Below are 25,306 nucleotides of genomic sequence, written 5' to 3'. Positions count from 1 at the left end.
CTAGCGCCTCGCCTGGATCAAGGCGGCGGACAGGGCCACCGCCTTTTCTTCCATGTCCCCGGCCAGGCGCTGGGCCCGGCGGCCCAGCAGGGCCGAGGCCACCAGGATGGGAATGGCCACGGCCAGGCCCAACTGGGTGGTGATCAGCGCCTCGGAGATGCCCCCGGCCATGAGCCGGGGATCGCCGGTGCCGAAGACGGTGATGACCTGGAAAGTGTTGATCATGCCGGTGACCGTGCCCAACAGGCCCAACAGGGGAGCCACGGCGGCCAGCACCTTGAGCGCGGTGAGGAAGCGCTCCAGGCGGGGCAGCTCGCGCAGCATGGCCTCGCTGAGCCCGTTGTCGATCACCTCGCTGGGCTGGTCCCGAAGGGCCAGGCCCGCGGTGAGCACGTTGCTGGTGGGCCGTCCCTTCTGCTTGTCGGCCTCGTCCAGGGCCCCGGCGAAGTCGCCCTTGCCCACCAGTTCGGCCACGTGGGTCATCATTTCGTCGGTGTTGGCCCGTACCCTGCGGAAGAACCAGAGCCGCTCCAGGATGAGCAGCAGGGCGGCCAGGCCCACCGCCAGGATGGGCCACACCAGGGGCCCGCCGGAGAGAATCTGCTCCCACAGGGTCTCGCGGCGGCTGAGTTGCTTGAGCGCCGCGCCGCCGCTGATGTCCAGGGGCGCGGCGTCGGTCTGGCGGTCCAGATAGGCGTTGATGTCGCCGCTCAGGCCCCAGGGCAGCTCGCCCCCGGCGGCCAGCAGGCGGCCCGAGGCCGGGCCCAGGGTGGCCAGGCCCACCTGGCCGTTCACGCGGTACAGGGTGGTGAAGCCGCCCAGGCGCACCAGGTCGGCCTGCACGTCCTGGCCCTCCTGATTTACCAGAGCGCCTTGCCGGCGGGCGATTTGGCCGCCGGCCGTGATCTCGCCGAAGTAGAGGTTCACCAGCTTTTCGATGTCGGTCAGGCCGGGGAAGCGGCTCTTGTTGAGATAGGCGCGTAGCGCCTCCAGGCGGCCGGGGTCCTCGGCGGTCACCGGGGAGCGCTCGGCCATGGCCAACAGCTCCCGGGCGGCGGCGCGCACGTGACCGGCCAGCTCCTTGAGGTCGCCGCTGGTCTCGGCCAGCTGGCGGGAGAGCTCGGCCCTGCGGCGGCTGACGGCGGCCAGATCCTCGCGGGCCTGGGCCAGGGCCTTCTTCTCCCGGGCCAGGCTCTCTTGCAGCGCCTTGAGCTTGGCTTGCATGGCCGCCCGCTCTTGGGCGATGTCCTGCTTGGCGCGGCTCATCTCGGCCTGGGCCTGGGAGCGGTCCTGGGCCGTCTGTTTGGCCGCCTGGTTGAAGTCGGCGGCCTGGGCCGGAGCGCACAGGCCCAAGGCCAGGACGGCGGCCAACACCCACGCCCGCCCGCCCATCACTTGGCCTCCGGCGCGGCGGGGGCCAGGCCCACCGGCAGTTCCACCAGGCTCACCACCCGGCGGCGCTGGGCGATCTCGGCGGCCATCTCCAACTCGCGGTGCAGGGTGTCCTGGGCCTTCCACTGGCCGCTCGCCCGGTCCCAGCGCCAGGCTCGGCGGCCCGAGGGGTCCAGGGCGAACAGGGCCAGGCGGCCCAGGCGCAACAGGCGCACCCGGCGGCGGGCCCCCTCAATGTCCAGTTCGGTCTCTTCCACCGACACCGTGAGGCCGTAGCGGGCCTCCACCTCCAGGGCGTTCAGCAGCCCGGCGGCCTTGTTGGCCAGGGAGGCGTCGTAGTCGTTGAGGGAGTGTTGCAGGGCGGCCAGGCGCTTATGGCGCTCGGCGGACAGGAAGGGCAGGTCGGCCCCCACCGTGGCGGCCAGGCGGGCGGTTTCCTGGTCCAGGAAGGGCTCCAGCTCCCGGCGGATGCGTTCGGTCTCCGCCAGACGGCGCTCCAACTCGGCCACCTTGGCCTTTTGCCCGGCCAAGTAGGCCTGGGCCTTGGTGCGCTGGGCGGTGACCAGCTTCAGCTCTTTTTGGGCCGCCTCGATGGCGTCGGCCAAGGTGGAGCGCTCGTCGGCCCAGGCGTCCAACTCTTTCTGGGTGGCCACCCTGGTCTGCACCGCCTGTTTGGCCTCGCGGCCCACTTCCTGGGCCGGGGGGGCCTTGGCCTGGGGAGAGGCGGCGCCCAGCCCGGCCAGGGACAGGGCCAGTAAAAGCACGCTCCAGCGAACCGCGCGGCCTGTGTTAGACTTTTGGTGTTTCATATGTCGCCCAAACAGAAAAACCCCCGCCCTGATGCAGGGCCTGGGGTTCTACCTTCGTGGTGAACGATATTGACGGCCCTAACCGAAAACGAACTCAACCACCTCAGCCTTCAGGCTGACACCCTCCAATGATAGCGTGGCTCGGTCCGCTTCCCAACACTCCCGGCGCCCCGCGGCGGGCCGTAGCCTCCGGGCAGGAGTGCATGTCATATTTGACATGATATGGCAAATGCGTTGGATGTCAAGCAAATGGCTCATTGATCGCGGGCGGTTGGGCCTGCTGCTCCTGGCGGGGCTCCTGCTGCTGGGCGGGGTGGGCTGCGGCTCGGACTGGGACGAAAGCGGGGCCCTGGTGTTTCTGCTGGCCGGCCAGTCCAACATGTCCGGCCATGGGGACCTGAGCGAGTTGCCGCCGGGCTTTCCGGCCAACGCCGGGCGCATCGGCAACTTCAGCAACGCCGACGTGTGGACCAGGGCCGTGGAGCCCCTGGACGACCCCGCCGGGCAAAAGGACGCCTGCTCCCTGGACCTGTGCCCCGGGGTGGGGCCCGGCCTGGCCTTTGCCCAAGTCCTCACCGGGCTGATGCCCCAGGCGCGGGTGGGGCTGATCCCCTGCGCCAGGGGAGGGAGCACCTTGGCCCATTGGGCTCCCGGCTCCCGGCCGGACAGCCTCTACGGCTCCAGCCTGCGCCGGGCCCGCCTGGCCGGGGCCAAGGCCCGCCTGGCCGGGGTGCTGTTTTACCAGGGCGAGAGCGATGCCTATTCCCGGCAGGCGGCCGAAACCTGGCCCAGCCGTTTCGCCGCCCTGGTGGCGGCCTGGCGGCGCGATCTGGGCGACCCCCGGCTGCCGGTGGTGTTCTGTCAAATCGGGGCCTTAGCTCCCCAGTGGCGCGCCGATCCGGCCTTCCGTTATTGGGATTTGCTTAAAAAGCGCCAGGCCGCGCTGCGCCTGCCCCTGGTGCGCATGGTGACCACCGACGACCTGGCCCTCAAGGACGACGGCATCCATCTGACCACCGCCTCCCAGATGATCCTGGGCCGCCGCCTGGCCCAGGCCATGTACGAGCTGCTGGAGAAGCGCGGGACGGCCGGGGGCAAACCCGCCCGGCCTCGACCCCTGGTCACGAACTCTCCCCAGGGGTAAAATTCCTACCACGTTATTAGACAATGGCCGCGCCCCGGAGAGAGAGATGAGCCCCGCCCCCCAGCCCTTGCCCCTGCTGACCCAGATGCCGCCCCAGGAGCCTGTCTCCTCTTGCGCGGCGCCGGAGGCCTACGGCGATCCCCAGGCCCAGCCCTTTGTGTTGGGTGAGGAGGCCACGCCGGCCGGTCCGGTGCCTCGGGTGGGTGGCGAGTTGAGCCGGGCCGACCGCCGGGGCTCCCTCCGGGTTCGCCTGGGCTTCGGCCGCCACGACTACAAGGTGGTGCCCGGCCTCTACGCCCTGAACCACCCCGGCCCCAACTCGCCGGTGCTGGTCAGCGCCAACTACAAGCTTAGTTTCGACCACCTGCGCCAGGCGGCGCGGGACCTGGACGCCTGGCTCTTGGTGTTGGACACCAAGGGGATCAACGTGTGGTGCGCGGCGGGCAAGGGCACCATGGGCACCGCCGAGCTGGCCGCCCGGGTGGGCTCCAGCGGCCTGGAGCGGGTGGTGGAGCATCGGCGGCTCATCGTCCCCCAACTGGCCGCGCCGGGAGTGGCCGCCCATACGGTCAAAAAGCTCTGCGGCTTCAGCGTTACCTTCGGCCCGGTGCGGGCCGGGGACCTGCCCGCGTTTTTGGCGGCGGGCCTCAGGGCCGATCCGGCCATGCGCCGGGTGAGCTTTCCCCTGGCGGCCCGCGCGCTGCTGGTGCCGGTGGAGTTGACCCAGGCGCTCAGGACCTATTTGTGGCTGCTGCCCCTGTTGCTGCTGCTGGCCGGGCTGGGCGGCCTGGTAGGCGGCTCCGGCTTCTGGGCCGGGCTGGCCGGTCCGGGGCTAAGGGCCGTGGGGGCCATGCTCCTGGCCCTGGTGGCCGGCGCGGTGGCCTCGCCCGTGTTGCTGCCCTGGCTGCCGGGGCGGGCCTTTTCGCTCAAGGGCCTGTGGCCGGGCCTGGCCGGGGCGGCGCTGCTCTGGGCCCTGTGGCCCGTTTCGTTCGACGCCGAACTGGCCGCCTGGTGCCTGGCGGTGCCCGCCCTGAGCAGCTTTTTGGCCATGAACTTCACCGGCGCATCCACCTACACCTCCCTGTCCGGGGTGAAAAAGGAGATGCGCCGGGCGGTGCCCTTGCAGATCGCGGCCACGGCCCTGGGCCTGGGCCTGTGGATCTACGCCTTGCTGGCGGGCTAGGAGAAGAACATGCCTGGTTTGCAATACCTCAAGAACGTGGCCAGCCTCAGCGCCAACCCCGAGCTGTGCGTGGGCTGCGGCCTGTGCGTGGAGGTCTGCCCCCAGGGGGTGCTGGAGCTACGCGACAAGCGGGTGGTGGTGGCCCGGCGCGACGCCTGCATGGAGTGCGGGGCCTGCATGACCAACTGCCCGGCCCAAGCCCTGTGGGTGGAGGCCGGGGTGGGCTGCGCCCAGGCGGTGATCAACAGCGCCCTGGGCCGCAAGGGCAACGGCTGCTGCTGCGTGGCCGAGCCCCGCGCCGCCCAACAGGGCCTGCAAACCAACCTGGAGGCGGCCCCGCCCCGCAAAAGTTCCGGCTGCTGCTGATCCCCCGCCTCCGGTGGTACAATGACTTGCCGGGCCACCCAGCCAGTCAGCCGGAGGCAAGCAGCCATGGATAACGCCCAGATAATCAACCAACTCTTGTGCCGAGGACTGCGCCTGGAACCGGGCGCGGCCCCCATGCCCGCGCCGGGCGAGGACCTGGTGCTCCGGGTGGGCGGCCGGGCGGTGTGCCCCGTGGTGAGCGGCCCCTGGGCGGGCGATTCGCCCTGGAGCCTGGCCGGGGGGAGCCTGCGCTTCGCGGGAGAGCCGGTGGAGGCCACCGTGGAGGTGCTGCCCGCCCCGGCCTTTCGGGCCGAGAGCGATCCGGCGGGGGTGCCCCTGGGCCGCATCGCCCGGCGCTACGGGGCCGACGGCCTCTGGGCCGCGGTGGGGCCCACCTGCCTGTTCTGGGCCTCGCCCAACCGCTGCGCCTTTTGCCTGGTGGGGCCGGCGCGGGAGGCGGGCCAAGACCTGGAGGACAAGACCCCGCTCCAGGTGGGCCTGGCCGCCGCGCGGGCCAAGGAGCTGGACCAGGTAGCCCACGTCATGCTGGTGGCCGGGCTGGTCCCCCCGGCGGGCGGCGAGATCAAGCATCTGATCGCCTGCACCCAGGCCGTCAAGGGAGCCGCCGGTCTGCCGGTGGAGGCGGTGCTTTTGCCCCCGGCCTTTACCAAGGACCTCAAGCGCTTGGCCAAGGCGGGGGTGGACTGCCTGGACCTGAGCCTGACGAGTTTCGATCCCACGGTGCTCAGCCGCATCGCCCCGGCCAAGCTGGGCCTGGGCCTGGACCGCTACATGGAGGCCTGGGCCGAGTCGGTGCGCCTGTTGGGGGCCGGGCATGTGAGCTGCACCATCCTGGTGGGCTTGGGCGAGGACAGCGACCAAACCCTGGAGGGCTGCCACCTGCTGGTCGAGATGGGGGTGATCCCCCTGATTACCCCGGCCCGTCCCGGCGGCGAGATGGAGCTGCCCGCCCCGCCGGACCCGGAGTATCTGGCCGGGCTGTACCAGGAGGTCGCGGTGTATATGCGCGACCACGGGCTGAGCCTGGCCCAAGCCCAGGCGGGCGCGGCCCGGTCCGGAGCCTACAGCGCCCTGTGGGCCTGGGAGCTGGAACCGCCGGATTTGGTGGTGCGCCCCCTGCGCAATCCCGACGAGTTGAAAACGGCCCTGGCCCTGCGCCACCGGGTGTTCGTGGAGGAGCAGGGCATCGTGCAAGACACCGACCAGGACGGCTCCGACGACGAGGCCTTGCACCTGGGGGCCTGGCAGGGTGGCGAGTTGGCCGGGGTGCTGCGCCTGCTGGCCGGGGACGAGGAGGGCGGCTTGCTGCGCCTGGGACGTTTGGCGGTGCGCCAAGAGTCGCGGGGCCGGGGCATGGCCTCGGAGCTGTTGACCCAGGCCGCGGAGCAGGCCCGCCGCCGGGGGGCCGAGGGGCTCACCGCCGCGGTACAGGCGGCCAACGTGCCGCTGTTCGCCCGCTTGGGCTGGCAAAAGCGGGGGGAGCCCTTTGCCATCCACGGCTGGGAGCACCAGGAGATGAGCCTGGATTTGGGCTAGGGGCTGCCGGCCGCGCGGTCTAACCACAAAACCCTTGGGCGAGGATGTTCATGCCCCTGTTGGTCAAACTGAGCACCACCCTGCGCAAGCAGGTGCCGGACTACGACCCCAACGCGGGGTTGGAGGTGGAGTTCCTGCCCGGTGAGAGCGCCGAGGGCCTGATCCACCGTTTGGGCCTGGACCCGGCCCGCATCAAGATCATCATGGTCAACGGACGCTCCGCCGCCCTGGAGCAGGGGCTAAAGGACGGCGACCGGGTGGGTCTGTTCCCGCCGGTGGGAGGCGGCTAATGCCCGAGCTCAGCGATATCCTGGCCCCCCATCTGAAAGAAAACCCCCTGCCCGGAGGCGAGGCCTTTTTTTCGGTGTCTTGGGAGGGTCTGGAGGCTTTGGCCGCCCGGCGTGGGGCGGGGCTTAAGGCGGCCATGTTGGAGTGCCTGGAGCAGGGCATCTGGCCCGAGCGCCTCAGGGCCAACCGGGGCGAGCTGAGCGCCCAAGACCAGGCCCGCCTGCTTAATTCCTCGGCCGCGGTGATGGGCTGCGGCGGCCTGGGGGGGCTGACCTGTCTGTTGCTGGCCCGCCTGGGGGTGGGCGAGCTCTTGATGGTGGACGGCGACCGCTTCGAGGAGAGCAACCTCAACCGCCAGATGCTGGCCACGCCCGAGACCCTGGGGCGGCCCAAGGCCCAGGTGGCGGTCGAGGCGGCGGCCCGCCTCAACCCGGCCTGCGATGCGCGGGGCGAGGTGGCCTGGATCGGCCCGGACAATCTGCCCGCCCTGGTGGCGGGGCGCGGGGTGGTGGTGGACTGCCTGGACAACCTGGCCGCCCGCTACGACCTGGAAGACGCCTGCCGGGCCGCCGGGGTGCCACTGGTGCACGGGGCCCTGGCGGGCATGGAGGGCATGCTCATGGTGATCCCCCCCCAGGGGCCGGGCCTGCGCGAGCTGCACGGCCCCACCCCCCCGCCCAAGGAGCAGGGGGCCGAGGTGCTCATGGGCACCCCCACCCCCACCCCGGCGGCGGTGGCCAGCCTGCAGGTGGCCGAGGCCATGAAGCTCTTGTTGGGCCGCTCGGCCCTGGGGCCGGGGCGGCTGTTGCACCTGGACCTGGGCGAGCCCTCCCTGGAGATACTCACCCTGGGCTAAGTGCGGCGGCTCTACAGCGCCGCCAGGCGGGGCAGGCGGTGGTTGCCGTCGTTCAGGGGCAGGGGCAGGCCCCCGCCCGCTCCGGCCGGTCCGGGTATGGCCGCCTGGCCTTGGTGCAGGGCCAGCACCCGCTCCAAAAAGGCGGGAGGGAACAGGGCCCGGTCATAGAGGCAAAGCAGGTCCACCGGGTGGTTGGGCAGGATGTGGTGGTTGAGCATCTCTTCGTATAGCAGCAGGCGCCGGTGATTGAGGCGGGTGTCCGCCGCCCAGTTCATGTCCGCCACCACCCGCAGGCGGCCGCGTTGGCGGTGCAAAGCGCCGCGTCCCACCTTGAGCAGGGCTCCCAGGCAGGTGGCCGCCGAGAACACCGCCTGCTGGTTAAACATCTCTTCGGCGGCCAGGAAGGTAAGCATCCCCCGCTTCTGGGCCGCCCGAGTGTCCAGGCCAGCTTGGTCCAAAAAGCGGCACACGCTGGGCCGGGTGTAGAGGCAGTCCAGGAACAGGCAGGGCTCACCTTGGGTCAGCCCCTCCCGCAAAAAGGCGCGCACTACCCTCCGCCATTGGGTGGGATGCTCGCTGATCAAAACCAGGTGCCTGGACGGGGCGGCGGCTGATGGCGGGGCAGGGGACGCTTTTGGCTTGGATTCCAAAACGACCTCCCGGCTGGCTCGCGGCGGCCCGACATGGGCCGATCCTGAGTTTCAACATAAGAAACTTGTCCGGGCCGGGGAATAGGGTATAGCACCCAAAATAGATAGGGATAGGGCCCAATTTAAAAATGGCCCGGCTGGGGCGGGACGCAGTGCCCGGGCGGCGGCTCAGGACTTTTTGTTGATGTCCTCGCGCACCGAGGGGGCCAGGAAGTTGGTGGCCACGTACATGTTGTAGGCCAGGGAAGGGGGCAGGAGCATGAGGCGGTCGCCGTTCATCATGGGCGCGTCTTTTTGCAGGGGCCGGCCGTTGAGCATGAGCATGCGCACCTTGCCGGTGAGCCCCAGCTCCTCTATGGCTTGGGACACCGTGGTGCCTTGGGCCAGTTCCAAGGTCTTTTCGCCGCCCACCAGCCCCTCCACCTGTTTGCGCAGGGGGCCGGCCAGCTTTACGGTAATCTGCACGCGGCTCTCCAATGAGACGGGCCGGGGCTTTGGGCCCCGGCCCGTCGCTATAGCAGGCTAGGAAGAAAAGTCCAGGGTGCGGTCCAGCTCTTCGTCGGTGACATCGAAGACCGCGCTGTGGGGCCGCAGGGGCTCGCGCTTGAAGAAGTCGGGCAGGCGGTCCATGGACTTGTTGAAGCCGGCCCGGCGGTTGAAGTCCAGCTCCATCTCCAGGACCTTCTGGCCCACGCCGGGCACGTCGTCCACCGTGAGCTGCCAGCCGTAACGGGCGTTGAGCATGGTCACCACGTCGTTCAAGGACTCGGGGCTATCGAGCACCGGGAAGGCCACGAACAGGCACAGGCCCACGGTGTCGATGGCCGCGGTGGCGATCTGCAGGTTGCGCGACAGGTCGCTCTGGCCGTGGGGGCTCAGGGGGTCCAACTCGCCGCCGGACTTGAGGATGTTGGTGGCCACCGCGTAGCCCGCGGTGTGGTCGGCGCCCATGGGGGTAGTGGCGTAGGTGACGCCCACGCCCTTGACCGCCCGGGGGTCGTAGGCGGGCATGCTCTGGCCCTTGACCACGGGCACCCGCTTGACCCCGAACACCTGGCCCACGGTCTTGGTGCCGCTGCCCAGGATGCGGCCCAGGGGGGTCAGCTGGCCCACCTGAGCCAAGGCCTCCATGGCCCCCGGCCCGTCGCCGAACTCCAACAGGCCGCCCTCCATGGCCACGGCCATGGCGGTGCCCATCTCGATGGTGTCCAGGCCGAAGTCGTCGCACATGTAGTCGATCTTGGCGATGAGGTCCAGGTCGCTGATGCCGCAGTTGGGACCCCAGGCCCAGACCGTCTCGTACTCGGGCCACTTGGACACGTAGTCGCCCTTTTCGTCAACGTACAGGCCGGAGCAGCGGATGACGCAGGAGGTCATGCAGCCGTGGGTGCACACTCCGCCGCGCTTGGTGGTCACCTCGTTCATGTGCTCGCCGCCCACCTGCTCGGCGTCGGCGAAGCGGCCCTCGCTGAAGTTGCGGGTGGGCAGCCCGCCGGCCTCGTTGAGGATGTTGATCAGGATGTCGGTGCCGTAGGCAGGCAGGCCCTCGCCGGTCACCGGGTGGGAGGTCAGGAACTTGGCGAAGCTCTTGGCCGCGGCCTTGAAGGCCTCCGGGTCGGCCATCTCGGGGGCATGGCCCCCGGCGGGGTCGAGGACGATGGCCTTGAGGCCCTTGGAGCCCATCACCGCGCCCAGGCCGCCGCGCCCGGCGTGGCGGGTGGGGCGCTGCCCGGTGTCGGTGCAGGCGATGCTGGAGGCGGTGAGCATGGCCTCCCCGGCCTGGCCCACCATGATGAAGGAGCACTTGTCGCCGTGGGCGGCCTTGAGCTTTTCCACGGTGTCGTAGGTGCCCAGACCCTTGAGGTCGTCGGCCGGGACCAGCTCGGCCCCCTCGGCGTTAACAATCAACTTATAGAATTTGCCGGCTTCGGCCACCCCTTCCACCACCACGCCCAGGATGTCCAGGCGGCCCAGGTGGATGCCGGTCTGGCCTCCGCTGTTGGCCTCCTTGATGCCGCCGGTGAGGGGGCTTTTGGCGCCAAAGGAAATGCGGCCGCTGTTGGCGCAGCTGGTGCCGCCCAACAGGCCGGTGGAAATCACAAGCTTGTTCAGGGGGCCGATGGGATGACAGGTGGGGTCCACCTCGTTGCTGACGATGGCCGAGGTAAGGCCCCGGCCTCCCAGGCCTTGGTACTGCTCGGGCACGGGTTCGAACTTGGTGGTGATGTCGCTCATGTTCACGCGTAAAAGTCTGGCCATGGGTAATCCTCCTGAATTTATGAAGACTATGCCATTGTGACCCAGCACCGGAGAGGGGTCAAGAGGATATTGCTGTATAATCAATAAGTTACCTATGTCTTCTTTGGCATAGGCCTCGCTTGGCACAGGTAGGGCTCCCGCCGGGCCGGCAGGGGAAAGAGCCGCATATATTGGTAGGCAGTGATAGTATAATATGAGCGGAACGCGAGGTTTGTCGGGCCGCGAACCGGGAGGACGGGCATGGCAGGACAAGGCGACAAAAACACCCAGCGGCCAACCCGCCGCAATCCGGGCCGGGAGGCTCCCTCCCTGGATATGGCCCAAAGCGAGGCCCGTTTCCGGCTCACCTTTGAGCAGGCTCCGGTGGGCATCATCCACGGCGATCTGGCCGGACGCATACGCCTGGCCAACCAGCGCATCAGCGAATTGTTCGGCTACGACCCCGGCGACCCCGAGTTTCTCAAGCTCCGCCTGTGGGAGTGCACCCACCCCGATGACTACTGGACCGTGGAGCGCTTCAAGAAGCTCTTGACCGGTGAAATAGAGGACTACACGGTGGAGAAACGCTATTTCCGCCGCAACGGGGAGTTGTGGTGGGCCAGCGTGCGCTGTTGCCTGGCCCGCGACGCTCAGGGCAGCCCCTTTTTGTTCATCGTCATCGTGGAGGATATCAGCCAGAGGAAGCTGGCCGAGGAGGCGCTCAAAAAGGCCCACGAGCAACTGGAGGTCAAGGTGGCCGAGCGCACCGCCGAGTTGGAGGCGGCCAACACCGCCCTCAAGGTGATGCTCAACCACCGGGCCGAGGAGAAAAAGGAGCTGGAGGCCAAGGTCAACGCCAGCGTGGCCCAGCTGGTCACTCCTTTCATGGAGCGCCTGCTGAGTTGCGGTCTGAGCCCGGACCAGCGGGCCCTGGCCGAGGCGGTGCGTTCCGGGGTGAATGAGATCGCCTCGCCCTTTGCCCGCCGCCTTTCATCCAAGCTGGTGGGGCTCACCCCCAAGGAGCTGGAGGTGGCCCGCCTGGTGCGCGAGGGCAAGGGCTCCAGCGAGATAGCCCAGGTCTTGGCCATCAGCGACAACGCGGTGGCCTTCCACCGCCAAAACATCCGCGCCAAGCTGGGGCTCAAGAAAAAGCGCTTGAATCTTTGCACTTACCTTAGGCAGATGTCTTGAGCCGCCACCCAGTCTCCTTTGGAGCCCGGTCAAAGTAATAGTATCTACCTACCAATAACCTCACAATAATTTATATTTCGCTTGGCCCGTTCAGGTCTTAACATGGAAGGCCGCAATCAACGGTCCAGCCGTCCGGATGATTTTTGTTGAATGCCCAGGGGTGGGGGAAAGGCGGCCTGGACCGTAAAACTTTGTATGGGAGGTTGAATGGTTATGAAAAAATTCGCTCTCGCGGCGCTGGCGGTGGGTTGCGTCCTGGCTTTGTCCACCGCGTGGTTGGCCGTGCCCGGCTCCAGCCAGGCGGCCCCCAAGCTCTACCGGGTGGAGGCGCGCACCACCACCTTCGGAGGCTCCAGCTACATCCTGGGCTTCGGCATGTGCGACCTGTTGAACAAGCACTCCGAATGGGTGCGCGGCTCGGTGCTGGAGTCCAGCGGCACCCCGGAGAACATCAAGCTGGTGGGCATGAGCCCCGGCAAGCGTTCGCGCACCTTTTTCACCTGCTCCGCCGAGATGTTCGACAAGGCAAAAAAGGGCGAGGCTCCCTTCAACCAGGACGCGGACAAGTTCAAGGACCTGATGATCATGGCCTACCAGCAGTCGCTGGCGGTGTGCCTGGTCACCCTGGACCCCAATATCAAGACCCTGGCCGACCTCAAGGGCAAGCGGGTGGCCACCTGGCCCAAGGGCACCACCAAGTTCGACATGACCCAAAAGCTGATCGGCGGGGCGGGCAAGGAGGTGCTGGACTCCATCAAGTGGCAGTTCACCGCCTATGCCGGCTACAACGACATGATCCTGGGCAAGACCGACGCGGCCCTGGCCTTTTGCCCCGAGCGGGGCAACGGGGTCTACACCACCGTGCCCAAGCTCAAGGAGCTTTTGTCCAAGCGCAAGGTGTATTTCGTGACCGCCACCCCGGCCATGCGCAAGGCCTCGGGCAAGCTCTACGGCGACGTGTACGGCGCCACCGCCACCCTCAAGAAGGGCGTTTTGGGCGACGGCCTGCCCCGGCAAAACGTGCTGTGCTTCAACATCGTGCTGGGCTGGGCGGTGTATCCGGACATGCCCGCCGACGTGGTCTACGAAATTCTCAAGGTGACCACGGCGCATGCCAAGGACTTGGTCACCTACCACGCCGCGGCCAAGGGCTGGGGCCCGAACAATTTCGGGGCCTACCCCGCGCCCCAGAAGGACTGGCACCCCGGAGCGGTCAAGTTCTACAACGAGAACAAGATCCCCTTCGGGCTCAAGTATTTCGAAAAACTCTATCCCTCTGAATAACTCGGGGAGCCCTTCTCGGCCCCGGCCGAGAGGGGCCCGCCGCTCATGACTACGGGCAGGATCGATCGGGCATGGCCGACAGCGACAAGCAAAACAACAAGATGATTATGGGGATGTTCCCCTCCCGTTTGGACCTGGCCATCGCCTTGGTGGCCGTGGTCATGGCCCTGTACCATCTGATCAACGTCTATTACTCGGTGGTGGGCACCATCGAGCACCGCATGATCCACCTGGGGCTGGCCCTCACCCTGGTCTTCTTGGGGGCGCTTAAGGCCAAGCGAGGCCGCTGGTTCTGGTGGCTGCTCATCGTGGCCACCCTGGCGGTGGTCACCTATCTGTGGCTCAACCTGGAGCGGCTGCTGTTCAACATCGGCTTCCCCACCCCGCCGGACGTGGTGGTGGGCTTCGCGGTGGTGTTCATCGTCTTCACCGCCTGCTACGCCAGCTTCGGCTTCATCCTGCCGCTCATGGCCTGCCTTTTGTTGGCCTACGGTTTTTGGGGCTACCTGCTGGGCGGGCCCATCCTCTCGGTCAACGAGATCATCACCACCGTGGACCTCACCTTCGGCTCCTACGATCTGTGGGGCTCCATCCTGGTGATCAGCGCCAACGTAATCTTCCTGTTCATCCTGTTCGGGGGCATGTTGGCCGCCCTGGGGGCCAACGACTTTTTCCTGGAGCTGGGCAAGGTGGTGGGGCGCTATTCCCGCTCCGGCCCGGCCATGACCGCGGTGATCTCCTCGGCCCTGATGGGCATGACCACCGGCCAGGCCACCCCCAACATCGCGGTCACCGGAGCGTTCACCATCCCCCTAATGAAGCGGGTGGGCTACCGGCCGGAGGTGGCGGCCAGCGTGGAGGCGGCGGCCTCGGGCGGGGCCCAGATCATGCCCCCCATCATGGGCGCCGGGGCCTTTGTCATGGCCGACCTGCTGGGGGTGCCCTACGCCGACATCATCTCCAGCGCGGCCATCCCCGCCGTCTTGTATTTCATCTCGGTGGGCTTTTTCGTGCATTTCTCGGCGCTCAAGAACCGGGTGGCCCCCCTGACCGAAGAGCCCGACCGGGCCACCCTGTGGGCCAGCGCACCCCTGTTCGTGTTGCCGGTGCTGGCCATCGTGCTGCTGTTCTTCTGGGGCTACCCGGCCATGTTCGCCGCCTTCTGGGGCATCGTGGGCCTGCTGGGGCTCAGCCTGCTGCGCCGGCGCACCCGGCCCCCCCTGGCCAGGGTGTTGACCGGCTGCGTCAAGGGCGCGATCACCGGGGCCAAGGTGGCCGTGGCCTGCGCCACCCTGGGGCCCATCATCGCCCTGGTCACCAAAACCGGCCTGGGGCTCTTGGTGGGCTACTCGGTGGAGGCCTGGTCCGGGGGCAGCCTGTTCCTGGCCCTGGCCATGTCCATGGGCTGCGTGATCATCCTGGGTCTGGAGGTTCCCACCGTGGCGGCCTATCTGGTGGGGGCCATGGTGGCCATCCCCGCCCTGATCCGCCTGGGGGTGGAGCCAATCCAGGCCCACATGTTCGCCTTTTACTTCGGCGCCTTTTCCGGTCTCACCCCGCCGGTGGGCATGGCCGCCATCGTGGCCAGCCGCATCGCCGAGGCCCGCTACGTCAAGACCGCCTTTTATTCCATGGGCGCGGCGGGGGCGGGCTTTCTGGTGCCCTACGTCTTCGCCTACAACGGCTCCCTGCTGCTCACCCCGGGCAGCGACCTGGGCCAGCTGGCCGTGACGGTGCTGTTGGTGATCCTGGGGCTGGGCCTGTTCCAGGTGGGCCTGGTGGGCTATTTCCTGGATCGGCTCAAGGTTTGGGAGCGTCTGGGCAGCGCGGCCAGCGGCCTGGCCCTGCTGGCGGTGGCCGCCACGGGAACCGCCTGGCTTCTCGCTCCCGCCCTGGCCCTGGCCGCCATCATCCTGCTGGGCAATTACCGCAAGCGCCGCTCCGGGCCCCAAAGGGCGGCCGCCGCCGGCAGCCCCCGCCCCGCTTCGGCCGCCTCCAGCCAAACCTAGATCGAGCGTCCCCGAGGAGCATAAGCCATGCTGATGGGCAGAGCCCTGGCGCGCAGCGCCCAACGCCACCCCGACAAAACCGCGGTGATCTTCGAGGATCGCTCCTGGAGCTATAGCCAGTTCAACGCCAGGGTCAACCGCCTGGCCCACGCCCTGAGCGGCCTGGGCCTGGGCAAGGGTGACAAGCTGGCGGTGCTGGCTCTGAGCGGCAACGAATACCTGGAGATCTACCACGCCACCGCCAAGCTGGGGGTGTGGATGGTGCCCATCAACCACCGCCTCAAGGCCCCGGACATCGCCTATCGCATCTCCCACTCCCAGGCCTCGGGCCTGGTGTTGGGGCCGGAGTTCGTGGTCCTCTACGACAGCCTGCCCCCCGAGGCCCGCCAAGCGGTGGCCGGCTGTCTGCTGATGCTGGGCCAGGGACCGGCGCTGCCGGGGGCCCACGCCTATGAAGAGCTGCTGGCCAACTCCCGCGAGGACGAACCCCAGGCGGAGCTGCACCCCGAGGACACCCTGTTCATCGGCTACACCGGGGGCACCACCGGACGCAGCAAGGGGGCCCTGACCAGCAACCGGGCCATAGTGGCCGGCTATCTCTACAAGGTGCTGGACTACGGCATCCGCCAGGGCGGGGTGACCCTGAACCCCGGCCCCTTCTGGCACACCGCGCCGCGCAACTTCACCTCCCTGGCCCTGTACATGGGCGGCACGGCGGTGGTGACCAAGCGCTTCGATCCCCGGGAATACCTGGAGCTGGTGCAGCGCCACCGGGTGACCTACAGCTTCCTGGTGCCCACCATGTTCAACGCCATCCTGTCCCTGCCCGACCACCGGGACTTCGACACCTCCAGCCTGAGCATGCTCACCAGCGGGGGCTCGCCCATGCCCGCCCCCCTCGAGGAGGCCGCCCTCAACCGCTTCGGGCCGGTGCTCCACGAGTTTTACGCCGCCACCGAGACGCTGATCATCACCAATATCACGGCCGAGGAAATGAGGCGCAAACCCCGCTCGGTGGGCCGCCCCGCCTGGGACGTGTTCCTCAGGCTCCTGGACGAACGCGGCGCCGAGGTGCCCGTGGGCCAGGTGGGCGAGATCTACCTGCAGGGGCCCAGCCTGTTCAGCGGCTATTACCGCGATTCCCAAAAGACCGACGAGGCCTTCCGGGACGGCTGGTTCACCCTGGGCGACCTGGGCAAGCTGGACGAGGACGGCTATCTCTACATCGTGGACCGGCGCACCGACATGGTCATCAGCGGGGGGGAGAACATCTACCCCAGCGAGGTGGAGGAGGTGTTGCTCAGGCACCCCAAGGTGGCCGAGGCGGCGGTGATCGGGGTGCCCGACCCCACCTGGGGCGAGGTGCTCAAGGCGGTGGTGGTGCTCAAGCCGGGGCAGGAGAGCAGCTTCGAGGAACTGCGGGATTTTTGCGCCACCCGCCTGGCCGACTACCTCAAGCCCCGCTCGGTGGATTTCGTGGATCAACTCCCCCGCAGTCCGGTGGGCAAGATACTCAAACGCAAGCTGCGCGACCGGTATTGGGGCGACTCCGAGTTCAAGGTCTGACCGGACCGGTCGCATCGTTTCATCTTGGTTAATTCGGCCAAACGCGGCTCAAGGGGGGCGTTTGGCCCAAAATTGTCCTGCTTTTGGCGCGCCGAGGAGGGAGAACACCAGAAAAGGCCTTGATTTGTAAGCAGTTGGGGGGATAACTATGGAGCGTGGTTGGACAGTGACGGAGGGAGGGGGCGTCGGCGACGCCCTTAGGGGAGATCAGATGCGAATCCTGGTGGTAAACCCGCCCCTGGGCGGCGCGGCGGCCGCGCCCTGCGCGGCCCAATGGGCCGCCCAGGCCCTGCGTGGCCTGGAGCCCTTGGCGGTGTGGGACGCCAACCGGGATTTTTGGAACCAGCGCCTGTTGGGCGGGCCCCGGGCCGAGGCGGCCCGGGTTTGGCAAGGGCCGGGGTTTTACGACCCGGCCCTTTATTTGCGAGCCCGGCGCGCCCTGAAGGAGGGCCTGGCCCAGGCGGAACCAAAGCCTGGGCTGGGAAGCTACGGTTTCGCGGGGCTCGGCCTGCCGGAAGAGGCCGACCTGGAGAGTTTGCTGGAGCTGGCCCGGGACGAGAGCCATCCCCTGCACGCCTGGGCGCAAGAGAACCTGGAGCGCCGTCTGCCACCGGAGAGCCAGGCCCTGGTGCTGCTGGCCCTGGATGTCCCCGGCCAGTGCCTGGGCGCGGCGGTGATGGGCTTGTGGCTCAAAAAGCACCGCCCCCAGGCGGTGGTGGCCTGGGTGGGCGAGTGCCTGGGGCTGGAGGGCGCCCCCACGGGCTCCGGCCCGGCCTGGGATCATGTTTTTTCCTCCGCCGACCCCGGCCCCCTGCGGGCGTTGGCCGCCTCGCTCTTGGGCCAAGGCCCGGACCAATCCGCCGATCCATCCGTCTCCGCCCCGAGCTTCTCGGGCCCCTTGAGCCCGGCCCCGGTGGTCGCTCTGGACCTGGAGGCCGGGGAGGGGCCCGCCAGCCTGGCCCAGGCGATCTCCCGGGCGGCCGCCCAGGAGGCGGGCGGGGCGCTGATCACCAATCGGGAGCTGCCCGCCACCTACCTGGAGGCCCTGGCCCCGGCCCTCAAGGGCAACCCGCTGCCCCTGGGCCTGGCCGCTTCCCTGAGCGATCCGCCCTCGGCCCAGGTCTTGACGGCCCTGTTCCAGGGCGGGACGCGCCTCATCCAATGGCGGGCCGCCTCCGGCGGCGGCCCGGCCCTGGAGCAGGTGAGCCAAGGCCTGCTGGCCGCCTCCCGCGCCGGGCTGTGGAACCATTTGCGGCTGCCCCTGGAGGGCTCCGGCGACTGGGCCCAGGCTCTGCTGGACTTCGTGGGCTCCAATCCCCATACGGTCCACTCCTGGTCGCGGCCCGTGCTCTGGCCCTGGTCGCCCCACCCCCGGAGCCGTATCGGCGAACCCAGGGCCGAGGCCTACCGCCAGGTGGCCCCCTTGCCCGGCGGCCCCTTGTGGCGCCAGTTGGCCGTCCCGGCCCATCTTCTGCTCTATCTGGATCGCCACGGCTGCGACGCGGTCCGCCACTGGCGGGTGCGCCCGACGGGCGAGGAGGTCTACCGCCTGGGGGAAAATCTGACCTACGTATTCGCCAAGCCAGAGGACATCGCCCCCGAGGTGCTGGAGGAGATCGCCCTGCTGGTTTTGGCGGCGGGCAAGGTTAAGCCGCAGTGGCTGCGCTTCAACCTGGCCAACGCCTATCTGGTTTCCTATGCCAGCGAAGAGGGGGTGATCGTGGGCACGGACACCCTCAAGCGTTTGAGGCCGGAGTACGTGGCCAGCCTCAAGGAGCAGTCCGGCCTGGATCTCACCGGCTACACCGAACGCGGCTACATCTCCATCCGCCCCGAATACCGGGGCACCGGGGTGAGCAATGCCCTGGTGCGGGGGGTCATCGCCAGGTCGGAGGGCCGCAAGATGATCATCATCACCGGCCAAGACAATCTGCCCGGACAGAAGCTTTTGGCCCGCAACGGCCAGCGGTTGGCGCTCACCTATTACAGTAAGCGCCTGGACAAGCCCATGCAGATATGGATGCCCCGAGACCAGGACCCGGAGCTGGGGGAGGAGAGTTAGAGCCATGCGCCTGGCGGTGATCAGCGTGCAGGGGAAGGACTACCACCCCAACCGACGCCTGATCGAGGCCGCCCGTTCCCGTGGCCTGAGCTTGGAGCTTTTGCACCCCTTCCACACCTGGTGCGCCCTGACCGGGGAGGGGGCCGGGCTGCTGGAAGGGCGGCCGGCGCCCACGCTGGCCTTTCCCCGGGTGGGCTCCACCATCAGCCCCTACACCCTGTTGTTGCTGCGCCACCTGGAGCTCTTGGGCTGCCGGCTCGTCAATCGCCCCGCGGCGGTAGAGACGGCCAGCTTCAAGGACCGCTGCCTGCAAACCCTGAGCGCGGCGGGGATCAAGGTGCCGGACACGGTTTTCATCAACCGCCCCCAGGCCTGGGCGGCGGCGGTGGAGCGCCTGGGGGGCTACCCCCTGGTGGCCAAGCTGCCCCAGGGCCGCCAGGGGCGCGGGGTGGCCCTGCTGCTGGGCGAGGCCGAGGCCGACCTGGCCCGCCGCCTGTGGCTGCGCCAGCGCCGGGGGATCTTGTTGCAGCGCTACCTGCCCCCCCAGGATCGGCGCGACATCCGGGTGCTGGTGGTGGGCGGCCGGGCCGCGGCGGCGGTGGAGCTTACCCCGCCGCCGGGAGAGTTCCGGGCCAACGTGCACCTGGGGGGCCGCGCCCGCTCCCTGGAGACGGACGGCGAGGCGGGGCGCCTGGCCGTCCGGGCCGCCCAGGCCCTGGGCCTGGAGGTGGCCGGCGTGGATTTGGTTCGCGTGGGCGACAAGATGTATTATGCTATGGAGGTAAACCACTCCCCCGGTTTCCAAGGCCTGGAAGAGGCCACCGGGCTGGACGTGGCCGGCCTGCTCCTGGATCACGCCCTGAAAATCGCGCGCGAGACGTAAGGCTGTTTATTATTAGTTACCATTATCATATAATAAATAATTGACCCCGCGCCTAGAGAAAGGGCGCGAGAGGGTTGGTCTCAGCAATTTTTGGGGAAAATTCGCATTTGAGAAAGCGAGGGACGCTGGTGAAAAAACACTCCAAATTCGCACGGCTCACCTTTGGGCTCACCGCCTTGACCCTCTTCGTGACGCTTTTGCTGGGTTTGGCTCCGGTATCCCAGGCGGCTTCCAACGGCATTCTCAAGATCGGGGTCTTGGAAGACCCCAAGAGCCTGAACCTGTGGCTGGCCAGCGACGCCTGGTCCAGCCGGGTGCTCAGCATGATTTACGAACCCCTGTTCGTGCGCGAGCCCAAGGAGTCCAAGCTGGTGCCTTGGCTGGCCGCCGGTGAACCGGTGTACGACCCCGGCGAGCTCACCTATACCCTCAAGCTCAGGCCGGCCAAGTGGTCCGACGGCAGCGACTTCACCGCCGAGGACGTGGTGTTCACCGGCAACCTCATCAAGGAATTCAAGATCCCCAAGCAGAGCTCCAAGTGGAGCTTCATCCAAAATATCGTGGCCGTGGACAAGCACACGGTGCGCTTTGAGCTAAAGAAGCCCAAGGCCATCTTCCTCACCCGCACCCTGACCACCCCCATCGTGCAGAAAAAGCAGTGGGAAAAGGTGGTGGCCGAGGCCCGCAAATCTGAAAAGCCCCTCACCGCCCTGTTGCGCTTCGGGGTGGACCAGCCCGTGGGCACCGGCCCCTTCATGCTGGACCAGTGGAAAAAGGGAGTGTTCGTCTACCTGAAGACCAACCCCCATTTCTTCGCCAAGGGCCAGACCATGGAGGGCTTCAAGATGGGCCCTTACATCTCCGGCATGATCTTCAAGGTGTTCGGGACCGCCGACGCGGCGGTGCTGGCCCTGCGCAAGGGCTCCATCGACTTTTACTGGAACAGCATCCAGCCCGGCTACCTGGACCAGCTCAAGGACGACAAGGACATCAAGTTGTTCGTGAGCAACAAGAGCGGGCTGTACTACATGGGCTTCAACGTGCGCAAGGCCCCCTTTGACGACATGGCCCTGCGCCAGGCCGTGGCCACCATCATCGACAAGGACTTCATCGTCAAGCGCATCCTGCAGGGCTATGGCGAGGTGCTCTGGTCGGTGATCCCGCCGGGCAACAGCTTCTACTACAACCCCGACGTGCCCAAGTACGGCCAGGGCATGGCCTACGACCAGCGGGTGAAAAAGGCCTACGAAATCCTCAAGGAGGCGGGCTACACCTGGGAGGTGCCGCCGGTCAACGACCAGGGCCAGGTGCAAAAGGCCAAGGGCATCATCCTGCCGGACGGCTTGCCCATGAAGGACTTCACCATCCTCACCCCTCCGGCCGACTACGACCCCCACCGGGCCATGAGCGGCCAGATCATCCAGGAGTGGCTCCGGGCCCTGGGCATGCCCGCGGTAAGCCGCCCCATGGCCTTCGGGGCGCTCATTCAGAAGGTGAAGGGCCAGCACGACTTCGATTGCTTCATCCTGGGTTACGGCAAGCTGTCGCTGGACCCCGGCTATCTGCGCGCCTTCTTCCACTCCAAGATGAACAAGCCCAACGGCTGGAACATGAGCGGCTATGAGAGCGCGGCCTTCGACGCCATGGCCACCGACGCCAACGATTCCATGGACCCCAAGATGCGGCGCGAAAAGGTGATGATGCTGCAAAGCATACTGATGACCGCGGTGCCCTACATACCGCTGTACAACCCCACCGTCATCGAGGGGGTGCGCATCGACCGTTTCACCGGTTGGGTGCCCATGCTCGACGGCGTGGGCAACCTCTGGTCGTTCTGTGATATCAAACCCAAGTAGAGAAAACATACAGGCCAAGCGAGCGCGCTGAATAAGACATGAGGAAATACGTTCTAAAGCGCCTGGCGCAGGTGATGGTGATTTTGTTCTGCATTCTCACCATCCTCTTTGTGCTGTTCAGGCTGGCGCCGGGAGACCCGGTTTCACGCATGGTGGACCCGGAGATGACCCCGGAGGAGACCCAGCACCTGATCGAGCAGTTGGGTCTGGACCAACCGATATGGAAGCAGTACCTCATCTACCTTAAGAACTGCTCCACCGGCGAGTTCGGCTACTCCATCCACTATGGGGAGCCGGTGGCCCGGGTGATCTGGGACAAGCTGCCCAACACCATCCTGCTGTTCACCACGGCGGTGCTGCTCTCGGCCATGGTGGGCATCTCCTGGGGCAAGATAGCCGCCTGGCGCAAGGGCAAGGGCACCGACCTTGCCCTGACCATAGCGGCCCTGGTCACCCATACCCTGTTCTTGCCCTGGCTGGCCCTGTTGTTGGTATGGATATTCGCCTACCAGTTGGACTGGTTCCCCATAACCGGCATGGTCTCCGACGACGTATGGCTGGACCCCACGGCCGGGTTCTTCACCAAGGCGGGCGACGTGCTCTATCACATGATCCTGCCCCTGACCACGCTGTTTCTCATCCACTTCGGCAGCTACCTGTTGGTGATGCGCTCGTCCATGCTGGACACCCTCAAGGAGGACTACATCCTCCTGGCCCGGGCCAAGGGCCTTACCGAGCGGGCCATCCGCAACAAGCACGCCGCGCCCAACGCCTGGCTGCCGGTGGTGACCAGCGTGGGCCTTTCCCTGGCCTTTTCCATCAACGGCGGGGCGCTCACCGAGACGGTGTTCTCCTGGCCGGGCATCGGCCGCGAGCTGGTGTTTGCGGTCAGCCACAACGACTACCCCCTGGCCCAGGCCTCCTTTTTGCTGATATCCACGGTGGTGCTACTCTCAAACGTGGTGGTGGACGTGCTCTACGCCTACCTCGACCCCAGGATCAGGTACTAGAGCATGGGAAACGACGCCGTACGAACTCTCAAGGCCAAGCGCCGCGCCCTGTGGCGCCAGCGATTCATGGAAAACTGGCGGGTGTTTTTGCGCAACCCCCTGGGCCGCATCGGCATGTCCCTATTGGTCATGTTTGGGCTCATGGCCGCCTGTTCCTACATCCCGCCCATGATCGATCCCATGTATCATCCCATGACCGGGGTGGACCCCAAGGTCGTCTCCTCGGTGGGCCCCAGCTGGCAGCACTGGCTGGGCACCGACTTCATGGGCCGCGACATCTTCAGCCAACTGCTGGCCGGGGCCCGGGTGGCCTTCATGGTGGGCGTGTCCGCCGCCTTCATGTCCGTGGTGCTGGGCACCGCGGTGGGCATGACCGCCGGCTACATGGGCCGCTTCACCGACACCGCCCTGATGCGCCTGGCCGACATGATCATGGTGCTGCCCACCCTGCTGGTGGTGCTGATGCTGGCCGCCTTGTTCGGCAAGCTATCCATCTGGATGATCGTGCTGATGATCGCCCTGTTCCGCTGGCCGGGGGTCAGCCGCATCATCAGGGCCCAGACCCTTAGCCTGAAGCAGCGGCCCTTCATCGACGCGGCCCGGGTGGCCGGGGCCAGCCATTCGCGCATCATCTTCCGGCACATCATGCCCAACGTGCTGCCCCTGGCCTTTCTCTACATGACCTTCAGGGTCACCAGCGCCATCGTCATCGAGGCGGGGCTGGCCTTCCTGGGCTTCGGCGACCCCGGCACGGTGAGCTGGGGCATGATGCTGCAATGGGTCTGGAAGACCGGGCACATGTTCCAGGCGCCCTACTGGCTGTTGCCGCCTGGCATCTGCATCAGTCTCATCACCCTATCGTTTTACATGCTGGGCCGGGCCATGGACGAAGTCCTGGACCCCCGCCTGCGCGACGAAACCCAGGCAGGCTGATAATGACGCTACTCAAGGTGGAAAACCTGAGCATCGGCTACCAGACGGCCAAGGGCCTATTGAAGGCGGTGGACGGGGTGAACTTTTCCCTGGAGCCGGGACGCTCCCTGGGCCTGGTGGGCGAAAGCGGCTGCGGCAAGACCACCATCGGCATGGCCCTGATGGGCCTCTTGCCCTCCAACGGCCGCATCACCAACGGGCGCATCGTGCTGGACGGGGTGGAGATCAGCGCCCTTCCCGAGGACGAGATGCGCAAGGTGCGCTGGAACGATATCTCCATGATCTTCCAGGCGGCCATGAACGCCCTGAACCCGGTCAAGCGCATCAGCGCCCAGATGGTGGAGGCCATCCAGGTGCACCGCCCGGAAGTGGACGACCACGAGGCGATGGAGCGGGTGGAGGGGCTGTTCAATCTGGTGGGCCTGCCCCTGGAGCGGCTCTACGACTTCCCCCACCAATACAGCGGGGGCATGAAACAGCGGGCCATCATCGCCATGGCCCTGGCCCTCAACCCCAAGCTGGTCATCGCCGACGAGCCCACCACCGCCCTGGACGTCATCGTGCAGGACCAGATCCTCAAGGAGACCAAGGAACTGCAGCGCCAGTTCAACATCGGCATCATCTTCATCAGCCACGACATCTCCATCGTGGCCGAGGTGTGCCATCAGATCGGGGTGATGTATGCCGGCCAGCTGGTGGAGTCCGGCCCGGCCGAGGAGGTGTTTTTCAACTCCCACCACCCCTACACCAAGGCCCTGGTCAGCTCCTTCCCCACCCTGGCCGGCCCCAAGACCAAGCTGGCTCCCATCCCCGGAGAGCCGCCCAACCTCACCGGCACCATCCCCGGTTGCCGTTTCTGCGACCGCTGTCCCAAGGACACCGCCTCGTGCAAGCTCTCGCCGCCCAAATGGCAAGAGGTGGCGCCGGGGCATTTCGTCCTGTGTGATCATTGCTGAAGTGAGGGGCCAGGATATATGAGCGACAACCACGAAAAAAAGACCATCCTGCAACTCAAGGGGGTGAGCCGTTTCTACCGCACCAGGGGCAACGTCTTTAGGGGCGGCGGCCGCCTGGTGGTGGCCTTGAACGAGATAAACCTCTCGCTGCGCCAGGGCGAGATCTTCGGCTTGGTGGGCGAGAGCGGCAGCGGCAAGACCACCTGCGGGCGGCTCATCGTGCGCCTGGAAGAGGCCGACCAGGGCAGCATCCGCCTCAACGGCGACGACATCACCCACCTCAGGGGCAAAAAGCTCAAGGAGTACCGCCGCCGGGTGCAGATGGTCTTTCAAGACCCCTACCAGTCCCTGAACCCCCAGGTGACCATCGCCGACAGCGTGGCCGAGCCCTTGATAACCAACAAGCTGGGCAGCCCCCTGGACCACATGGAGCGGGTGCTCAAGGTGCTCAAGACTGCGGGGCTCAGCCCGGCCGAGGACTACGTATACCGCTTTCCCCACCAGCTCAGCGGCGGGCAGCGGCAGCGGGTGGCCATCGCCCGGGCCATCGTCCTGGAACCCAGCCTGCTGGTGGCCGACGAGCCCACCAGCATGCTCGACGCCTCCTATTCGGCCCAGATCTTCGAGATTCTCCAGGGGGTGCGCGACAAGATGGGGGCCACCATCATGTTCATCACCCACTCCATGGCCTCGGCCCGTTATTTGTGCGACCGCATAGGGGTCATCTATCGCGGCCACATGGTGGAGCAGGGACCGGCCGAACAGGTGATAAGCTCTCCCCGCCACCCCTACACCAAGGCCCTTATCGACGCCACGCCCAAGTTCGGCCGCAGCGCCCAGGTGCCCACCTACAACACTCTGCTGGCCGCCGAGCGGCCGGCCACCTCCCAGGTGGGGTGCCCATTTTTCCGCCGCTGCGCCTTGGCCGAGCGGCTCCTGTGCGCCGGCACCTACCCTCCCTGGCGCCGTGTGGGCGGGGAGCAGGTGGCCCTCTGCCACTTTGTCGAGGATTCCGAAGCGGTGTCCGTCGCCGGGTGATATATCGCCGTAGGATCGGTAGGATCGCTTCACGG

22 protein-coding genes are annotated in these 25,306 nt (G+C 67.1%); 17 read left to right on the top strand and 5 right to left on the bottom strand.

Features of this window, described 5'->3' with window-relative positions; genetic code table 11:
• Both AACH32_RS18565 and AACH32_RS18560 read right to left on the bottom strand, forming a co-directional pair.
• Positions 1-1,392 carry a DUF3450 family protein gene (locus AACH32_RS18565; RefSeq protein ID WP_338602879.1) on the bottom strand — a complete coding sequence of 464 codons (1,392 nt, stop codon included), beginning with the start codon at positions 1,390-1,392 and terminating at the stop codon, positions 1-3.
• Positions 1,392-2,201: a DUF3450 domain-containing protein gene (locus AACH32_RS18560; RefSeq protein WP_338602877.1), complete on the bottom strand. Its 810-nt coding sequence runs from the start codon at positions 2,199-2,201 to the stop codon at positions 1,392-1,394. Before AACH32_RS18560 ends, AACH32_RS18565 begins: the two co-directional genes overlap by 1 nt.
• A gap of 238 nt (positions 2,202-2,439) precedes the next feature.
• Here AACH32_RS18560 and AACH32_RS18555 point away from each other — a divergent pair, with 238 nt between their 5' ends.
• From AACH32_RS18555 to AACH32_RS18530, 6 genes are all read left to right on the top strand, one after another.
• Positions 2,440-3,345, top strand: coding sequence for a sialate O-acetylesterase (locus AACH32_RS18555; protein ID WP_338602875.1), 906 nt, complete (start codon positions 2,440-2,442; stop codon positions 3,343-3,345).
• Positions 3,346-3,391: 46 nt separating this feature from the next.
• On the top strand, positions 3,392-4,528 hold the full coding sequence (gene hgcA / locus AACH32_RS18550; protein WP_338602873.1) for a mercury methylation corrinoid protein HgcA: 1,137 nt from the start codon (positions 3,392-3,394) through the stop codon (positions 4,526-4,528).
• Between the two features lie 9 nt (positions 4,529-4,537).
• Positions 4,538-4,894: a mercury methylation ferredoxin HgcB gene (hgcB, locus tag AACH32_RS18545; RefSeq protein WP_338602871.1), complete on the top strand. Its 357-nt coding sequence runs from the start codon at positions 4,538-4,540 to the stop codon at positions 4,892-4,894.
• A gap of 66 nt (positions 4,895-4,960) precedes the next feature.
• Positions 4,961-6,451: an MSMEG_0567/Sll0786 family nitrogen starvation N-acetyltransferase gene (locus AACH32_RS18540; protein WP_338602869.1), complete on the top strand. Its 1,491-nt coding sequence runs from the start codon at positions 4,961-4,963 to the stop codon at positions 6,449-6,451.
• A 50-nt stretch (positions 6,452-6,501) separates the two neighbouring features.
• Complete coding sequence (locus AACH32_RS18535) at positions 6,502-6,741, top strand: MoaD/ThiS family protein (RefSeq protein WP_338602867.1); 240 nt, start codon at positions 6,502-6,504, stop codon at positions 6,739-6,741.
• The gene (locus AACH32_RS18530) at positions 6,741-7,595 is read left to right on the top strand and encodes a HesA/MoeB/ThiF family protein (RefSeq protein ID WP_338602864.1); all 855 of its coding nucleotides are present in this window, start codon (positions 6,741-6,743) and stop codon (positions 7,593-7,595) included. Before AACH32_RS18535 ends, AACH32_RS18530 begins: the two co-directional genes overlap by 1 nt.
• An 11-nt stretch (positions 7,596-7,606) precedes the next feature.
• Here the strand turns inward: AACH32_RS18530 and AACH32_RS18525 are convergent, their stop codons facing one another.
• From AACH32_RS18525 to AACH32_RS18515, 3 genes are all read right to left on the bottom strand, one after another.
• Positions 7,607-8,179, bottom strand: a complete 573-nt coding sequence (locus tag AACH32_RS18525; RefSeq protein ID WP_338606677.1) for an MEDS domain-containing protein — start codon at positions 8,177-8,179, stop codon at positions 7,607-7,609.
• 234 nt (positions 8,180-8,413) lie between these two features.
• Positions 8,414-8,710: a MoaD/ThiS family protein gene (locus AACH32_RS18520; protein WP_338602861.1), complete on the bottom strand. Its 297-nt coding sequence runs from the start codon at positions 8,708-8,710 to the stop codon at positions 8,414-8,416.
• A gap of 57 nt (positions 8,711-8,767) precedes the next feature.
• Positions 8,768-10,504 (bottom strand): aldehyde ferredoxin oxidoreductase family protein, encoded by a 1,737-nt coding sequence (locus tag AACH32_RS18515; RefSeq protein ID WP_338602859.1) that lies wholly within the window; start codon positions 10,502-10,504, stop codon positions 8,768-8,770.
• A gap of 240 nt (positions 10,505-10,744) precedes the next feature.
• Between AACH32_RS18515 and AACH32_RS18510 the strand changes: the two genes are divergently transcribed.
• The 11 genes from AACH32_RS18510 to AACH32_RS18460 all read left to right on the top strand — a co-directional run bounded on the left by AACH32_RS18510 (position 10,745) and on the right by AACH32_RS18460 (position 25,271).
• Positions 10,745-11,674 carry a helix-turn-helix transcriptional regulator gene (locus AACH32_RS18510; RefSeq protein ID WP_338602857.1) on the top strand — a complete coding sequence of 310 codons (930 nt, stop codon included), beginning with the start codon at positions 10,745-10,747 and terminating at the stop codon, positions 11,672-11,674.
• 213 nt (positions 11,675-11,887) lie between these two features.
• Positions 11,888-12,958, top strand: a complete 1,071-nt coding sequence (locus AACH32_RS18505) for a TAXI family TRAP transporter solute-binding subunit (protein ID WP_338602855.1) — start codon at positions 11,888-11,890, stop codon at positions 12,956-12,958.
• A gap of 71 nt (positions 12,959-13,029) precedes the next feature.
• Positions 13,030-14,967, top strand: coding sequence for a TRAP transporter permease (locus AACH32_RS18500; protein WP_338602853.1), 1,938 nt, complete (start codon positions 13,030-13,032; stop codon positions 14,965-14,967).
• Between the two features lie 27 nt (positions 14,968-14,994).
• A complete protein-coding gene (locus AACH32_RS18495; protein ID WP_338602851.1) occupies positions 14,995-16,533 on the top strand; it encodes a class I adenylate-forming enzyme family protein in 1,539 nt (512 codons plus the stop codon).
• 211 nt (positions 16,534-16,744) lie between these two features.
• Complete coding sequence (locus tag AACH32_RS18490; RefSeq protein WP_338602848.1) at positions 16,745-18,595, top strand: hypothetical protein; 1,851 nt, start codon at positions 16,745-16,747, stop codon at positions 18,593-18,595.
• A 4-nt stretch (positions 18,596-18,599) separates the two neighbouring features.
• On the top strand, positions 18,600-19,478 hold the full coding sequence (locus tag AACH32_RS18485) for an ATP-grasp domain-containing protein (protein ID WP_338602846.1): 879 nt from the start codon (positions 18,600-18,602) through the stop codon (positions 19,476-19,478).
• A gap of 128 nt (positions 19,479-19,606) precedes the next feature.
• The gene (locus AACH32_RS18480) at positions 19,607-21,334 is read left to right on the top strand and encodes an ABC transporter substrate-binding protein (RefSeq protein WP_338602844.1); all 1,728 of its coding nucleotides are present in this window, start codon (positions 19,607-19,609) and stop codon (positions 21,332-21,334) included.
• A gap of 38 nt (positions 21,335-21,372) precedes the next feature.
• Entirely contained in the window at positions 21,373-22,344 is a 972-nt protein-coding gene (locus AACH32_RS18475; RefSeq protein WP_338602842.1) for an ABC transporter permease, read from the top strand.
• 3 nt (positions 22,345-22,347) lie between these two features.
• Positions 22,348-23,277 carry an ABC transporter permease gene (locus AACH32_RS18470; RefSeq protein WP_338602840.1) on the top strand — a complete coding sequence of 310 codons (930 nt, stop codon included), beginning with the start codon at positions 22,348-22,350 and terminating at the stop codon, positions 23,275-23,277.
• 2 nt (positions 23,278-23,279) lie between these two features.
• Complete coding sequence (locus AACH32_RS18465) at positions 23,280-24,233, top strand: ABC transporter ATP-binding protein (protein ID WP_338602838.1); 954 nt, start codon at positions 23,280-23,282, stop codon at positions 24,231-24,233.
• Positions 24,234-24,251: 18 nt separating this feature from the next.
• Positions 24,252-25,271 carry an oligopeptide/dipeptide ABC transporter ATP-binding protein gene (locus tag AACH32_RS18460; protein ID WP_338602834.1) on the top strand — a complete coding sequence of 340 codons (1,020 nt, stop codon included), beginning with the start codon at positions 24,252-24,254 and terminating at the stop codon, positions 25,269-25,271.
• Positions 25,272-25,306: the final 35 nt, after the last annotated feature.

Source organism: Desulfoferula mesophila (genome assembly GCF_037076455.1).
GTDB lineage: Bacteria > Desulfobacterota > Desulfarculia > Desulfarculales > Desulfarculaceae > Desulfoferula > Desulfoferula mesophila.
Note: the sequence above shows the minus strand (reverse complement) of the source record. Positions and strands in the feature narration are given on the sequence as shown.